The organism is Xanthobacter nonsaccharivorans (assembly GCF_043194755.2).
Lineage (GTDB): Bacteria > Pseudomonadota > Alphaproteobacteria > Rhizobiales > Xanthobacteraceae > Xanthobacter > Xanthobacter autotrophicus_G.
This window is the reverse complement of the sequence record NZ_CM195526.1, coordinates 2611587-2626973: the sequence shown is the minus strand read 5'-3', so window position 1 is coordinate 2626973 and position 15387 is coordinate 2611587. Positions and strand designations below refer to the sequence as shown.

At 69.4% G+C, this 15387-nt stretch carries 13 protein-coding genes; 7 read left to right on the top strand and 6 right to left on the bottom strand.

The features are described from left to right. Positions 1-25: 25 nt before the first annotated feature. Entirely contained in the window at positions 26-2392 is a 2367-nt protein-coding gene (gene rnr / locus V5F59_RS12085; RefSeq protein WP_393978582.1) for a ribonuclease R, read from the bottom strand. A 362-nt stretch (positions 2393-2754) separates the two neighbouring features. Further along, positions 2755-3660 (bottom strand): SH3 domain-containing protein, encoded by a 906-nt coding sequence (locus V5F59_RS12080; protein ID WP_393977677.1) that lies wholly within the window; start codon positions 3658-3660, stop codon positions 2755-2757. A gap of 344 nt (positions 3661-4004) precedes the next feature. On the opposite strand from V5F59_RS12080, the gene V5F59_RS12075 reads away from it, so the two are divergent. Beyond that, a complete protein-coding gene (locus V5F59_RS12075; protein WP_393977675.1) occupies positions 4005-4478 on the top strand; it encodes a hypothetical protein in 474 nt (157 codons plus the stop codon). Between the two features lie 46 nt (positions 4479-4524). On the opposite strand, the gene V5F59_RS12070 is transcribed toward V5F59_RS12075, so the two are convergent. Continuing rightward, the gene (locus V5F59_RS12070; RefSeq protein WP_393977673.1) at positions 4525-6357 is read right to left on the bottom strand and encodes an extracellular solute-binding protein; all 1833 of its coding nucleotides are present in this window, start codon (positions 6355-6357) and stop codon (positions 4525-4527) included. A 366-nt stretch (positions 6358-6723) separates the two neighbouring features. Here V5F59_RS12070 and V5F59_RS12065 point away from each other — a divergent pair, with 366 nt between their 5' ends. Next, a complete protein-coding gene (locus tag V5F59_RS12065) occupies positions 6724-7539 on the top strand; it encodes an invasion associated locus B family protein (RefSeq protein WP_393977671.1) in 816 nt (271 codons plus the stop codon). Positions 7540-7656: 117 nt separating this feature from the next. Here V5F59_RS12065 and hspQ read toward each other — a convergent pair whose 3' ends face one another. After that, positions 7657-7980, bottom strand: coding sequence for a heat shock protein HspQ (gene hspQ, locus V5F59_RS12060; protein ID WP_393978580.1), 324 nt, complete (start codon positions 7978-7980; stop codon positions 7657-7659). Between the two features lie 182 nt (positions 7981-8162). After that, positions 8163-9203 (bottom strand): HpcH/HpaI aldolase/citrate lyase family protein, encoded by a 1041-nt coding sequence (locus V5F59_RS12055; RefSeq protein ID WP_393977669.1) that lies wholly within the window; start codon positions 9201-9203, stop codon positions 8163-8165. Positions 9204-9362: 159 nt separating this feature from the next. Here V5F59_RS12055 and V5F59_RS12050 point away from each other — a divergent pair, with 159 nt between their 5' ends. After that, complete coding sequence (locus tag V5F59_RS12050) at positions 9363-10169, top strand: gamma-glutamylcyclotransferase family protein (protein WP_393977667.1); 807 nt, start codon at positions 9363-9365, stop codon at positions 10167-10169. An 89-nt stretch (positions 10170-10258) separates the two neighbouring features. After that, a complete protein-coding gene (locus tag V5F59_RS12045; RefSeq protein WP_393977665.1) occupies positions 10259-11215 on the top strand; it encodes an AEC family transporter in 957 nt (318 codons plus the stop codon). Between the two features lie 9 nt (positions 11216-11224). Here the strand turns inward: V5F59_RS12045 and V5F59_RS12040 are convergent, their stop codons facing one another. Next, positions 11225-12415, bottom strand: coding sequence for a UbiH/UbiF family hydroxylase (locus tag V5F59_RS12040; protein ID WP_393977663.1), 1191 nt, complete (start codon positions 12413-12415; stop codon positions 11225-11227). Positions 12416-12675: 260 nt separating this feature from the next. Between V5F59_RS12040 and V5F59_RS12035 the strand changes: the two genes are divergently transcribed. The 3 genes from V5F59_RS12035 to V5F59_RS12025 all read left to right on the top strand — a co-directional run bounded on the left by V5F59_RS12035 (position 12676) and on the right by V5F59_RS12025 (position 15221). After that, the gene (locus V5F59_RS12035; RefSeq protein ID WP_393977661.1) at positions 12676-13431 is read left to right on the top strand and encodes a TerC family protein; all 756 of its coding nucleotides are present in this window, start codon (positions 12676-12678) and stop codon (positions 13429-13431) included. Next, on the top strand, positions 13428-14177 hold the full coding sequence (locus V5F59_RS12030; RefSeq protein ID WP_393977659.1) for an SDR family oxidoreductase: 750 nt from the start codon (positions 13428-13430) through the stop codon (positions 14175-14177). The genes V5F59_RS12035 and V5F59_RS12030 overlap by 4 nt, the downstream gene beginning before the upstream one ends. Positions 14178-14246: 69 nt before the next feature. Next, entirely contained in the window at positions 14247-15221 is a 975-nt protein-coding gene (locus tag V5F59_RS12025) for a quinone oxidoreductase family protein (RefSeq protein WP_393977657.1), read from the top strand. Positions 15222-15387: the final 166 nt, after the last annotated feature.

Sequence of the window (15387 nt, the reverse complement as noted above, 5' to 3'; positions counted from 1 at the left end):
CTCGTTCTCTCAATCGACGCTCCGGTCAGGGACGCGAACGTCCCGGCCCGGGCCGGCCCTTCCCCTTGGAACCGCCCTGCGGACGTCCCTCGGGGCCCTTGCCGGCGCTCCTCCCGCCCGGGCCCCTGAAGGCGCCGGATGATGTGCCGGGGCCCTTGTTTCCGAGGCCCTTGTTCCCGGCGCCCTTGGCGCTGCGCCGGAGAGGCCCCGGACGGCCACGCGGTCCCTTTACATAGGTGCCTTCGGTGAGAAGCTCAAACCTGAGCGCGCCGGCGACGGGCGCCGCCTCCACCAGGCGTACCTCCACCCGGTCGCCGATGCGGTGCATTTCCCCCGTCCGCTCGCCCACCAGCGCCTGCCGCGTCTCGTCATAGCGGTAGTAGTCCTGGCCCAGCGTCGCGGCAGGAATGAAGCCGTCCGCCCCGGTGATGTCGAGCGCGACGAAGAGTCCCGCCTTGGTGGCCCCGGTGACGCGGCCGTTGAAGACCGCGCCGATCTGGTCCGCGAGGTGGTGGGCGATGAGGCGGTCCACCGTCTCCCGCTCCGCCGCCATGGCCCGCCGCTCGGTGACGGAGATGGCGGCCGCCACCTCGCCGAGGCTCTCCACGGTGGCCTCGTCCGGCAGGCCGTCCTTGCCGACCCCCAGGGCCCGCACCAGCCCGCGATGCACCACGAGGTCGGCATAGCGGCGGATGGGGGAGGTGAAATGGGCGTAGCGGCGCAGGTTGAGGCCGAAGTGGCCGTAATTCTCCGCCGCATATTCCGCCTGGGACTGGCTGCGCAGGATCACCTGGTTCACCAGCGGGGCGGCGTCCGTGTCCTTCACGTCGGCGAGGATGCGGTTGAAGTGGGAGGGGCGCACCTGGTCGGTCTTCGGCAAGCCGATGTCGAGGGTCTTCAGGAAGTCCCGCAGGGATGAGAGCTTGGCCAGGGTCGGGCCGTCATGGACGCGGTAGATGAGCGGCGTGCGCCTCTCCTCCAGCGTCTCGGCGGCGGCGACGTTGGCGAGGATCATGAACTCCTCGATCAGCCGGTGGGCGTCGAGACGCTCGGGCACCACCACCCGGTCCACCGTGCCGTCTTCCTTCAGCAGGATCTTGCGCTCGGGCAGGTCGAGGTCGAGGGGCTGCCGGTGGTCGCGGGCGACCCTCACGCAGGCATAGGCGGCGTAGAGCGGCTTCAGCACGCCGTGGAGCAGCGGGTCGGTGGTGTCGTCCGTGCGTCCCTCTATGGCGTTCTGCGCCTGGGCATAGGCGAGCTTGGCCGAAGAGCGCATGAGGATGCGGTGGAAGGAGTGGCTGCGCTTGCGCCCGTCCTTGCCGATGACCATGCGCACCGCCAGCGCCGGGCGGTCCTCCTGCGGGCGCAGGGAGCACAAATCGTTGGAGATGCGCTCCGGCAGCATGGGCACCACCCGGTCCGGGAAATAGACCGAGTTGCCGCGGATGAGCGCCTCGCGGTCGAGCGCCGAGCCGGGGCGCACATAGGCGGACACGTCGGCGATGGCCACCGTGACGATGAAGCCGCCGGCATTGTCGCCGTCGTCGTCGGGCTTGGCGTGGACGGCGTCGTCATGGTCCTTGGCGTCGGGCGGGTCGATGGTGACGAGGGGCACGTCGCGCCAGTCCTCGCGGCCGCGCACGGTGATCTTCTTCGCCGCCTCGGCTTCCTTCAGCACGCCTTCGGGGAAGACGTTGGGGATGCCGTGGGCGTGGAGGGCGATGAGGCTCACCGCCTTCTCCGACTTCAGCGAGCCGAGGCGCTCCTTCACCCGCGCGGTGGGCAGCCCGAACACGCGCTGGCGCATCAGCTCGACGGTAACGAGGTCGCCGTCCTCCGCCTCGTGCTCGGCGCCGGGGGGCACCTGAAGCTCGCGGCCGAGCTGCTTCTTGTCGATGGGGATGATGCGCCCGCCCCCGTGCGGGGCGGCGCGGAAGATGCCCATGGTCTGCTTGCGGGCTTTCTCCAGCACCTTGATCACGCGGCCCACATGGGGGACGGCGTGCTCGATGGAGCCTTCCACGATGCGCAGCAGCACCCGGTCCGACAGGCCCGGCGCGGGGCCGGCGGCGCGGGCGCGGCGCGGCACCTGCACGAGGATGGGAGGCGCCTCGCCCTGGGCCTCGCTGTCCCATTCCACCGGGACGGCGACGAGCTCCCCGTCGGCGTCGCGGGAGACGATGTCCGCCAGCACCACGCCGGGCAAGGCGCCGGGAATATGCAGCCGCTTGCGCTCGCGGCTGATCGTGCCTTCCTCGGACAGGTCGCGCAGCAGCGTCTTCAGCTCCACCTTCTGGGCCGCGTCGAGGCCGAAGGCGCGGGCGATCTCGCGCTTGCCCACCTCGCCATTCTGGGAGGCGATGAAGGCGAGCACCTGCTCCTTGGTGGGCATCTGGCCGGTGGCGTGGCGGGCGATGACGAGGGCCTCCGCCCGCGCATGCTCGGCCGCGGCCTGCTTGCGGGCGGCGCGGGATTTGGGCGCGCGGCCCTTGGCGCCGGAACTGGCGGCGCCTGCGGACGGACGGGACGGCTTGGAAGGACGTTTGGGCAATGGGCTGTTCCGGTTTGCTGCGACGCTACCCGGAACGGGCGCCCGGTGCTAGAGCGCGATCCGACCGGATGGCAACAGCCTCCGTTTCCCTGCCGGGGGCGAAACGCGCTCCAACATCTTGAAGGCAGAGGGATCCGCCGCGTCCGCGTCGCAGGCGGAGCGCCACCGCGTGCGGCCTTCCGGGCGGGCGGCCCGACGCTGTTCTACCGCCCCACGGCGTTGCGGTAGACGAAGCCGCGCTTGTCGCCCGAGGAGACCTCGCACCATGACTTGCAGGAATAGAGCGCCACCTTGGTGCCCTCGTTCAGCGTGCCGATGGCGGAAGCCGAGCGGCGCGGGCCGGAGCGCAGGGTCACGTCCATGGTGATGCGGGCGCTGCGGGCGTCGGCATCCCTGGGCGTGGCGTCTTCGGCAGAGGCAAGCTGGGTGGGCCGGGGCTGGGGCAGGGGGGCCGTCGCGGCGTCCGGCATGTCCGCCTCATCGTCCTCCGTCACCGGCTCGATGAAGGCGGGGCGGGCGAGGTCGGCGGCGGTGGGGCCGGCCTCGGTCGCGGCCGGCGGGACCGCCGGAGCTGCGGTGAGCGCGAGGGCCTTCTGAGGCGGCGCTTCGGCGGGTGGCGCGGGCACTGCCGGCGCGGTGAGGATGGAGGCCACCTTCGCCACCCGGGCACTGTGCTGCAGGTCGCCCGCCTGCGGGATGGCGGCAGCAGTAACCGTGCGGGGCGCATCGGCCGGCGCGGTCGCGGCCAGCTGGGCCGGCGCGCTGTCGTCGGTCGCCGCCTGCGGGGGGATGTCGGCGCTGGTGCCGGGCCGCATCGCATGGATGGCCAGGAGCCCGCCGGTGCCCACCACCAGCACGGCGGCGGACACCGCCAGCACCCGCCAGAAGGTCGCGCGATCCGTCGGGCGCCGCCGGATCTTGGTGCGGCCGCGGGGACCGGTGCCGATGCGCGGCCGCACCGCGCTCACGGGCGCGGTCCCGGGCGAATTGTCCTGCTCGGGCGCCCGCCGGGGCGCCGGAAGGGTATCGGCAAAGTCGTCATCGAATTCGTCTTCGAATACGTCCGCAAATTCATTCCCACGCCGGAGCGCGCGCTGGAGGCCAGCCATGAATTCACCTCCCCGCCAACTCGTCCACCCTTTACAGATGCAGACGAAACGGTTGCAGATCCATGAAGCCGGCGGGAGTGCCCTGATCCCCGCCCCCTCTTCACCCTATGATTTGCCAGCAAAATTGTCCGGCATCTTGCCGAAGGTTTAAAGAAGATTGCGGCCGTTATTTGCCCGAAGAGGTATCCGTTGGCGCGCTTGCCCTCCAGTGGGACGAAGCGTCGCTTCCGCCCGCCCGCGCGGGGCCGATGTTCCGGACGCGTAGGCCGCCGAAAATCGCGGCAGGCACACCTCTTGCCCTTGAGGTAGGCTGGCGGCTGTCGCTCGCGGAGCCTGCCCCGGCCATGTTCGATCCCACAACGCTCACCGGCGCCCACACCTGGGTCAGCCTCGTCGCCATCGCCGCCGGCCTTCTGCTGTTGCCGGCCCTGCTGCGGGGGGAGGCCCGCGGCACGCTGTCCGGCATATTCCTGGCCACGGCGTTTCTCACCAGCGCGAGCGGGTTCCTCTTTCCATTCAATGGTCTCCTGCCGTCGCACACGGTTGGCGCGATCGCCCTCGTCGTCGTTGCCGTCGCGGCCTATGCCGTCTACGGCGCGGGCCAGATGGGGCGATGGCGCGGCATCTATGCCGGCATGGCGGTGGCGAGCCTCTATTTTCTCATGTTCGTGGGCGTCGCCCAGGCCTTCGCCAAGGTTCCCGCCCTGAAGGCGGCCGCGCCAACCCAGAGCGAGCCGCCTTTCGCGGTGGCGCAGGGCGCGGTGCTGCTGCTGTTCATCGCCCTGGGGGTCGCGGCGGTCCGCGCCCGCCGTGCCTAGAGCCGGGTCGGCTCATCTTCGACAAGCTGCGGGCGGCTCCGGCGCGCTAGTGTCCCGGCACGCGCCACCAGGTTTCCGGCAGCGTGCCGTAGAGGGAGGCGCGCTCCGGCCGGGCGATCCGCGTCCAGCGGGCGAGCCATTGGCCCGGCGTGTGGAACAAAGGCACGCCATAGGCGCCGGAGATGAGCACGCGATCGAGCGCCCGGGCGGCGGCGACATAATCGTCGAGCTCCCCGGCGGCGAGCAGTGCGGCGATGGCCGCATCGATGGCCGGGGCCTTCGCGCCCATGTAGTTGCGCGTGCCGGGCGTGTCCGCCGCCGCCGCGCCGAAATAGAAGGCCTGCTCGTTGCCCGGCGAAAGGGACTGGGCCCACACGTTCGGCACCATGTCGAACTCATAGGCCGAGCGGCGGGCGTCGAACTGCACCGCGTCCACGAACCGCACCAGGGCGTTGATGCCCGCCCGCTTCAGCTGGCCGGCATAGGCGACGGCGAGGCGCTCCTGCTCCCGCGTCGCCACCATGATCTCGAAGGCCAAAGGCGCGCCCGTCTCCGCCTTCACCATCACCCCCTTCCGTAGCTCCCACCCGGCCTCCGCCAGGAGGTCGATGGCCGCGCGCAGCCGGGCGCGGTCCCGGCCGGAGCCGTCCGAGGCAGGCGGCCGATAGGTGCCCGCCAGCACGTCCGGCACCACCGCATCCGGATAGGGAGCGAGAATGGCCAGCTCCCGCGCATCCGCCTTGTGGCCGGGGGCGGCGAGGTCAGAGCCCTCGAAGAAGCTGGCGGTACGTCGATAGAGGCCGTGGTAGAAGCTGCGGTCCAGCCACTCGAAGTCGAACAGCTCGATCATCGCCCGTCGCACGCGAATATCCGAAAACAACGAGCGGCGCGTGTTGAATACGAAGGCGGAATAGGGCTTCGGTGTTCCTGTGGGGATGGTCTCCCGCACCACCTGGCCGGTCCGGGCGGCGGGAAAATCATACCCCGTTTCCCAGCGGCCCGGGTCGTTCTCGAAGCGGGCGTCGACGAGGCCTTTCTTGAAGGCCTCGAACTCCGTGTTGACATCGCGGAAGTAGCTGAAGCGAACGGCATCGAAATTATAGAGGCCGCGGTTCACCGGCAGGTCGCGACCCCAGTAATCCGCTCGCTTTTCCAGGGTGATGGAGGACCCGGCGTCCACCGCGCCGATGCGGTAGGGGCCCGAGCCGACGAGGGGGGAAAGGTTCGTCTCCTCGAAGTGGGAGGTGTCGATGGTGCTGGCATCGAACACCGGCATCAGCCCCATGATGAGGGGCAGCTCCCGGTCCGGCTCGGTGAAGGTGAAGCGCACGGTGAGGGTGTCCGGCGCCTCGGCTTTTGCAACCTTCGCATAATAAAGGCGGTGATTCGGCCGGCCCATGTCCCGCATCAGGGCGAAGGAGAACAGCACATCGGCGCTCGTTACCGGATCGCCATTGGCGAAGCGGGCGCGGGGGTCGAGGCTGAAGGTCACGAAGCTCCGGGCGGCATCGGTGGTCACCGCACGGGCGAGGAGCGGGTAGAGGGTGAAAGGCTCGTCAAGGGACCGGGCCATCAGGCTTTCGACCACGTAGCCGCGCAAGAAGACCGGCGCGGACCCCTTGACGATGAAGGGGTTGAGGCTGTCGAAGGTGCCGATCATCGACAAGTCCAGCCGCCCCCCGCGCGGCGCCTCCGGATTGGCATAGGGCAGGGCCGGAAAGTCCGGCGGCAGGGCAGGGGCGCCCCGCATGGCGATGGCCGGGGAGGTGACCGCCCCCTCCTCCGCGGCCGCCGGTGCCAGGAAAAGCAAGGCGAGCACAACGGCCGCGAGGGGCCCCGCCCTGCGCCGCGCAGATGCTCCCGGACGGTGCTTCCTCATCGCGAACCGTGTCCCCATGAAGGTGTGCTCCCCTCGCGGGTCGGAAGGGACCGCAAGGCATGAGCCGCCAGAGACCATGATAGCGCAGCGCGGTTCACGATTTATGTGGACGAAATTGCCCGATGCCCCCTAAAGAGAGGCGGCTTGCAACCGCCATTCCCCGGGGGCGTTCTGCGGCCTCGCGTTGGCCGTATTCATGGGGAATGTACCGGGCCATGCCGTGCGACCGGCAGCGGTGGGCTTCGTCACCTTCTCGCCTTAATTGGGCCGGAGAGAGCCGATGCCCGAGGCGGGATGCGAGGGCTCCCCCACGTGCCTTGAGGCGCGGCCTGCGCCCCGGCGGTTGAGACCACAGGAAAGGCCACAATGACCAAGACCCGTTCCATCGCGCAGCTCTCGGCCGGTGTCGCTGCCGCGCTGCTCGCTGTGGCATTCGCCGGACCGGCGCTCTCCCAGACCCCGCCGGCCACCACTGCCCCCGCCGCGAAGCCTGCGCCTGCAAAGCCCGCCGCCGCTCCGGCTGCCAAGCCCGCCGCTCCGGCCGCGGCTCCCGCCGCCCAGGCCGCCCCCGGCGCCCTGCCGCAGGGCCAGGGTGAGCAGCTCACCTTCGCGTCCTCGCCCTGGCAGAAGGTGTGCCAGGAGATCGCCGACGAGAAGGATCCCGGCAAGCCGAAGAAGAAGGCCTGCTTCACCGCCACCATCATCACCGTCAACGGCCAGCCGTTTGCGCAGATGCAGCTGAGCGGCATCGAGGGCGAGCCCAACAAGGGCCTTGAGATCTTCGTGCCGCAGGGCTTCCTGCTGCAGCCGGGCATGCGCATCAATTTCGACACCTCGCCGGTTGCCCTGCCGTTCTCGGTCTGCACCGTTGCCCCGAACCTCGGCCCCATCTGCGTGGCCCAGACCGTGGTCAATGCGGACTTCATCAACAAGCTGAAGACCTCCAAGTCGGTCAGCCTGGAGATGCGGAACCCGCAGCGCGAGGTGAAGATCCCGGTCGGCAACGCCGACTTCGCCAAGACCTTCGATGGCCCCGGCATGGACGCGGCCGTGGCGGCCGAAATGCAGCGCAAGCGCGTGGAGGAGGCCAAGGCCGCCCAGCAGAAGAAGGAGCAGGAGGCCACCGCGGCGCTGCTCAAGAAGGGCCAGGAGCTCGAGAAGGCCAAGCAGAACGGCCAGTGACATCAGGCGGCCCTCCCGGCGTGGGGGGCGCATTCCTGGAAATGAAAAGGGCCGGCGCTGAGCCGGCCCTTTTTTATGTCCTCAAGCGGGGGCGTGGACGTTGGGAAACGCGCGCCGTCAGTTGACCAGATCGGGCCGCACCCGCCAGCCGCCGGAGCCGTCGGCGGAGAGGGCCTCGTTCACCTTGGGGTGGCGCACCGGCTCGTCGGAGGTGTCCCGCTCCAGGTTCTGCTCGGAGACATAGGCCACGTATTCGCTGTCTGCATTCTCCGCCAGCAGGTGATAGAACGGCTGGTCCTTGTGGGGCCGGATCTCCTCCGGGATGGAGAGCCACCATTCCTCGGTGTTGTCGAACACCGGGTCCACGTCGAACACCACGCCGCGGAAGGGGAAGTGCTTGTGGCGCACCACCTCGCCGATGCGGAACTTCGCCTGCCGCATGCTGGCGTCGAAAGCCGCGATCTCGCCGGGAAGCAGCGCGGTTCCTGCGCTCTCGTGCGCCGGCGCGCCGGTGGCGGGTTTCACGCGCGCCTTGTCCTGTGTGCCCATGTCCCGCCTCGTCTGTACTGTCTGTCACGCCGGCGCTCCGGCATGGTGCCGGAGCGCATCGTTAACGAATTGTCTCACAATCCGTAGGCTTTGCCCATTTCCGGGTCCTTGGCTGCGACAATCCGGGCAAGATCCACGATGACCTTGGCCTGCTTCCAGGTGGCATCGTCCTGCATCTTGCCGTCGATCATCACCGCGCCGGCGCCGTCCGGCATGGCTTCCAGAATCTTGAGGGCGAAGGCCACCTCGCCCGGATCGGGGGAGAACACGCGCTTGGCGATCTCGATCTGGGTGGGGTGCAGCGACCAGGCGCCCACGCAGCCCTGCAGGAACGCGTTGCGGAACTGGCTCTCGCAGGCGGCGAGGTCGGCAAAGTCGCCGAACGGGCCGTAGAAGGGCTTGATGCCATTGGCGGCGCAGGCATCCACCATCTTGCCGACGGTGTAGTGCCACAGGTCCTGCTGGTAGCCCACGCGCGGCTTGTCGCCGTCCGGGTCGGCCAGAACCTTGTAGTCCGGATGGCCGCCGCCCACGCGGGTGGTCTTCATGGCGCGGGAGGCAGCAAGGTCCGCCGGCCCCAGGCTCATGCCGTGCATGCGCGGGGAGGCGCTCGCGATCTCCTCCACGTTCTTCACGCCCTCGGCCGTCTCGAGGATGGCGTGGATGAGGATCGGCTTGCCGATGGAATGGCGCGCCTCCAGCTGGGCGAGCAGCTGGTCGAGATAGTGGATGTCCCAGGCGCCTTCCACCTTGGGCAGCATGATGACGTCGAGCTTGTTGCCGATCTCGCTGACGATCTCGACGATGTCGTCCAGCACCCACGGGCTGTTGAGGCAGTTGATGCGGGTCCACAGGCCGGTGGAGCCGAAGTCGGTGGCCTTGGCCATCTCGATGAAGCCCCGGCGGGCGGCTTCCTTGGCATCGGAGGGGATCGCATCCTCCAGGTTGCCGAGCACCACGTCCACCTGCTTGGCGATGTCCGGCACCTTGGCGCGCATCTTCTCCAGGTGCGGCGGCACGAAATGAATCATGCGCTCGAGCCGCACCGGCAACTCGCGATAGGGTGCGGGTGCGCCGATCGCGAGCGGCTTGAAGAATTGGCGCGGCAGCTTCATTTTTCTCCCCAATGGTTTGGCGGGCGGCGGATCCACCCGGGCAAAATCCTTGATTGCAATGCAGCATAGCTCGGTGGCTGGCGCAACACGACTTGAGGGGCGTCCCGCCGCTTCGGGGATCCGGGCGGCGGCGCGGCCGGGAAAGGTGGACGACGGCTCATGATCACGCGGCGTGCCCTACTCGGCGGCCTTGCCGGCCTTGCGGCCTCCTCCCTGCCGGCGGCCGGGCGTGACTTCTGGGGCGAGCGGCTGGCCGATTCGCCGAAGGAATTCCTCTTTGGCTACGGTTCGCTCATCAACGAACCCTCGCGAAGCGGTACGTCCGGCCGCCGGGTGCCGGCCATCGCGGCGCGGATCTCCGCCAATTTCGGCTATGTGCGGTCGTGGGGCGCGCGCTTCACCCCGCGGGAGGGGACCGCCGGCTTCACGGCGCTCGGCCTGCGGCAACGCATGGACGGGGAGGGGCCGAGCACCATCAACGGTGTCGTGTTTCCGGTGCGCGACGCTGCCGAGCTCGCGGCCTTCGATCGCCGGGAGGGCGGCTACGACCGGGTCGAACTGGATGCGGTGCATCTTGAGGCCGTGGGCTGGCAGGGCCTGCCGCGGATCGGCCGGGTCTGGATCTATGTGCCCAGGGTGACCGCCGGCAAGCTGCCGCAGGACCTCCAGCGGCCCGACGTGGATTTTCCCCTCCTGCAATCCTACATTGACGTGGTGATGCAGGGCGCCATCGGCGAGGGCGTGGACTTCGCCCGGGAACTGCTGGAGACCACGTTCGACTGGAGCCCCTTCTGGCTCGACGACCGCCCCATTCCCCGACGGGCATGGGCCGAGACCCCTCAGGCGGGCTCGATCGACAAGCTCCTGGCGACGGTGGAGCCGGCGGCGAGCCAGTTCCGGAACCGGCTTTATCCGGAGCTTTATGCGGTGCGCCACCTGCTGCCGGCACCGGCCGGCGCCAGGTAGGACGGGTGCTTTCCTTGCCGCTCCGGCGCAGCTAAGAAGGACAGGCGCCGCCTGCCCTTCTGCCCTTCCCCGCGCGCACCTTTGCCTCCATGAGCGATCTCTTCGGCCTCGCCTTTCCCTTCTTCGGCCTGATCTTCCTCGGCTATTTCTGCGGCTGGCGGGTGAAGCTGCCGGAGAGCGGGCTCGCCTGGCTGTCCTTCTTCATCATTTACGTGGCGCTGCCGGCGCTGTTCTACCGGATCGTCGCCCAGACGCCCTTCCACGAACTGGCCAACCCCCGCTTCATCCTCGCTGTGGTGGTCTCCACGGCCACGACAGCCATGGTGGCGCTGGCCATCGGGCTGTGGTTCCGGAAAGGGAACATCGGCGAGGCTGCCATCGCCATCACGGTCGGCGCCTATGCCAATGTGGGCTACATGGGGCCGGGGCTCACCCTGGCCGCGCTGGGGCAGGCGGCGGCGACGCCGGCGGCGCTGATCTTCGCCTGCGACAGCGTCTTCTTCTTTACCCTGGTGCCGCTGCTGATGGCCATGCGCGGGCGTGGCGAGAGCCTGGGGCACACCTTTGTGCTCATCGCCAAGAGGGTCTTCACCCATCCGTTCAACATCGCGACGCTGCTCGGCGTGCTGGCCGCGGCCTTCGAGTTCAGGGAGCCAGACGCCCTCGCCAAGATGCTGGACTTCCTGAAGAATGCCGCAGCCCCCTGCGCGCTCTTCACCCTCGGCGTCACGGTGGCGCTGCGTCCGCTGACGCGCGTGCCGATGGAGCTGGGGCCACTGCTGGTGCTCAAGCTGCTGGTCCATCCGGCCGTCGCGCTGGCGTCGCTGTCGCTGTTCGGGCCGTTCTCGCCGGTGTGGGCGCAGACGCTGCTGCTGATGGCTGCCCTGCCGCCGGCGCTCAATGCCTTCGTGCTGGCGCGGCAGTATCATGTATTCGTGGAGGAGGCGTCCACGGCCGTCCTTCTCGGCACGCTGTTTTCCGTCGTGACGGTGACGGGGATGCTCTACCTGCTGCGGGAGCAGATCATCCCGCTCAGCCTGTTCTGACGGCGGCCATCAGGCGGCCCTGTCGCCCACGCCGAGACGCATCAGCGTCCGGCGGAGCGGGCCGATGCGGTCCAGCAGATAGAGGCCGAAACCGCGCATGCTCTGGATCGGCACCAGGTCGGAGAGCAGCGAGCGGTTCAGCAAGTCCACCGCGCGCATGCGGCCGGAAATGTCCCGCTCCCGCGCCGCGGCGTAGCGGGACAGGACTTCCGCGCTGCCGGGATCGCGCCCGGAGGCTACCGCATGGCTTACGACGTCCACCAGCGCTCCGGCGTCCCTGAGGCCGAGGTTGAGCCCCTGCGCGCCGATGGGCGGCATGATGTGGGCGGCCTCGCTCAGCAGCGCGATGCGGTCGCCAATGATCGTTTCGGCCGTCTCCGCCGCCAGCGGGAAGGCGCCGCGCCCGCCCTCGATCTCGAACCGGCCCAGCACGGAGGAGGCGCGCGCCTCCATCTCGCGGGCCAGGGCCTGATCGTCGAGGCCGAGGAGGCGCACCGCCTCCCGCTCGCTCACCACGCAGACGATGGAGGAGCGGTCGCCGGGCAGCGGCACCAGGGTGAAGGGGCCGGTCTCGGTGTGGAACTCGGTGGAGGTGTCCTCATGCGGGCGGGTGTGCTGCACGGTGGCGGTGAAGGCCACCTGCGGATAAGCGTGGGTGCGCATCTTGATGCCGGCGGCGGCGCGCACCGTGGAATTGCGCCCGTCCGCGCCCGCCACCAACCTTGCCTTCAGCGGCGCGCCGTCGGCGAGATGAAGCACCAGCGCGTCGGGGCCGAACGCGATGCGCTCCAGGGCGGTGCGGGCGATATGCAGGTTCGGCTGCTCCAGCGCCTGGGCGAGCAGCCCGTTGCGCAGGGAATCGTTCTCGATGTTGTAGCCGAACGCCTCCAGCCCGATCTCGGACGAGCGGAAGGTCACCTCCGGCGCCCGCACCAGGCGGCGGGTCGCGTCGGCGATGCGCATGTCGCGCAGGGGCGCGGCCTTGGGCGCCAGGTCGGCCCAGACTCCGAAGTCTTCGAGGATCCGCACGGAGCCTTCGAGCAGCGCGGTCGTGCGATGGTCGGCGCCCCGATCCGGCCCGGTGACGAGGGCGGTGGGCACGCCCCGCGCGGCGAGTCCGATGGCGGTGGCCAGTCCGGCGGGACCTGCGCCCACCACGACCACCTTGTGCATGCCGTCATGCGCCGCGACTGCGCTCATCTGACTGCCTCCAGGCCGATCTTCTTCATCCCTTACGATGCGCGACTCTAGAACCGGGCCCGGCGCGAGAAAAGCGGCCCGGCCTGCGGCATGGCATCCGGAAACCATACGCTGGAAGGAGGATGCCGGCTCACCCGGCCCGCGCCGCCCCCTGTTGCCCCTTCGGCACGGGTGGCGGGTTTCGGCGGCGCCTGGGGCGGCTCGGGTTGCGATGCGCGTGCATTTGCCCATGCTTGCGCCGGGTTTGTGTGGAGGGGCGGATGCTGGAATGGGTTACGTCGCCGGAGGCCTGGGCGGCGCTCCTGACGCTCACGGCCATGGAGATCGTCCTCGGCATCGACAATGTGGTGTTCATCTCGCTGGTGGTGCAGCGCCTCCCCGCCGCCCAGGCGCTGCGGGCGCGGCAGGTGGGGCTGTCGGCGGCGCTCGGCCTGCGGATCGCGCTGCTGTTCGTCCTGTCCTGGCTCATCGGCCTGCAGCAGAGCCTCTTCACCGCCTTCGGCCATGACTTCTCCTGGCGCGACATCATCCTGATCGGCGGCGGCGCCTTCCTCATCGCCAAGGCCACCCACGAGATGCACGGCGCCCTCGAAGGGGAGGACGAGACGGAGGAGAGCCTGACGGGCGCGGTGAAGCAGGCCTTCGCCATCGTGGTGGCGCAGGTGATCGTGCTCGACCTCATCTTCTCGGTGGATTCCATCCTCACCGCCATCGGCATGGCGGAGCATCTCTCCATCATGGTGCTGGCGGTGATCATCGCGGTTTCCATCATGTTCGCGGCGTCGGGCCCGCTCTCCGCCTTCATCGCGGCCCATCCCACCACGAAGATGCTGGCGCTCGCCTTCCTTGTGCTCATCGGCGTGACGCTGGTGGCGGACGGCTTCGGCGCGCACATCCCGAAGGGCTACATCTATGCCGCCATGGCCTTTTCCGTGACGGTGGAGGTGCTCAACGTCGCGTCCGCAGGGCGGCGCCGGCGCAAGGTCGCAGCGCGTCGCGCGGGAGGGGGCGAATGACCGGGAAGGTGCTTGTGGTGACCGGCGGCAGCCGCGGCATCGGCGCGGCGACGGTGCGTCTCGCCGCCGCCGAGGGCTATCGAATCGCCCTCAACTACGCCTCGGCCCCGGTGGAGGCCGAGCGCAGCGCCGCCGCGGCCCGCGCGCTGGGGGCGGAGGTGCTGGTGGTCAAGGCGGACGTGGCCCGGCCGGAGGAGGTGGAGCGCCTGTTCACGGAGGTGGATTCCCGCCTCGGCCGCACCACCCATCTCGTGAACAATGCCGGCATCACCGGCCCGGCCAGTCGGTTCGCGGATCTCGCCCCGGACGTGCTGGCGCAGGTCGTCGGCATCAACGTCACCGGCGCCATGCTGGTGGCGCAGGCCGCCATCCGGCGCATCTCCACCGCCCATGGCGGGGCGGGCGGTGCCATCGTCAACGTCTCCTCCATGGCGGCGCGGCTCGGCTCGCCGGGGGAATATGTGTGGTACGCCGCTTCCAAGGGCGCCATCGACAGCCTCACTCTCGGCTTGGCGCGCGAGCTCGCGCGGGAGAGCGTGCGCGTGAATGCAGTGGCCCCCGGCCTGATCGAGACCGGCATCCATGCCCGCAGTGGCCAACACGACCGGCTGGAGCGGCTGGCGCCCAGCATTCCCCTGGGCCGGCCGGGCACGTCCGAGGAGGTGGCCCGCTCCATCCTGTGGCTCCTGTCGGAGTCTGCCTCCTATGTCACCGGCACCGTGCTTCCGGTGTCCGGCGGCCGCTGAAGGATGCTTGCGGCGCACCGGCCCGGCCCTATGATCCCTCCCAATCCGGGAGGACAGGGGTCTGGCGACATGGTCTATGCGGTAAGGGTGCATCAAACGGGCGGTCCCGAGGTCCTCAGCTACGAAGAGGTCCAGTTGCAGCCGCCGGGCCGGGGTGAGGTGCAGGTGCGCCACACGGCCATCGGCCTCAATTTCATCGACGTCTATTTCCGGACCGGCCTCTACAAGGCGGCGAGCCTGCCGTTCGTGCCCGGCAACGAGGGCGCCGGCGTGGTGGAGGCCGTGGGCCCGGACGTGACCGAGTTCCACCCCGGCGACCGCGTGGCCTATGCCATGGCCACCGGCTCCTATGCGCAGGTGCGCAACATCGCCGCCTCGGTGCTGGTGCACCTGCCGGCGGCCATCGACGACCGCACCGCCGCCGCCATGATGCTGAAGGGCATGACGGCGCAGTATCTGGTGCGCCGCACCCACCATGTGAAGCCTGGCGACGTGATTCTCGTGCAGGCGGCGGCCGGCGGCGTGGGGCTCATCCTCTGCCAGTGGGCCAAGCACCTGGGCGCCACGGTCATCGGCACCGTAGGCTCCAAGGAAAAGGCGGGGCTGGCGCTTTCCAACGGCTGCGACGAGGTGATCCTCTATCGCGACGAGGATTTCGTGCACCGGGTGAAGGAGATCACCTCCGGAAAGCTGTGCGACGTGGTCTATGACGGCGTGGGGCAGGCGACCTACCCTGCCTCCCTCGACTGCCTGAAGCCGCTCGGCCTGTTCGTGAGCTTCGGCAACGCCTCGGGCGCCATCAAGAATTTCGACCTGCTGCACCTGTCGCAGAAGGGCTCGCTCTTCGCCACCCGGCCGACGCTGGGCACCTTTGTCGCCAAGCGCCACGACCTCATCGCCACCGCCAACGACCTGTTCGAGGCGGTGCTGACGGGCGCGGTGAAGATCCCGATCCACCAGACCTATGCGCTGAAGGATGTTCAGAAGGCCCATCACGACCTCGAATCGCGCAAGACCACCGGCACGACGCTGCTCCTGCCGTAAGGCCCGTGCAGGGGAGGGGCCTCCCCAAAGGGCCAGTGCCCGTCCGCATCCTTGTCCGCCGGCGGCGCCTCCTTGCAGGAGGGCGCACCGGCTCCTCTTTCATCGCGAGGCAGCTATGCCTTGCGTCTGCCGCCCTTCCGCATGATATCTACGAGACAAACAAGGA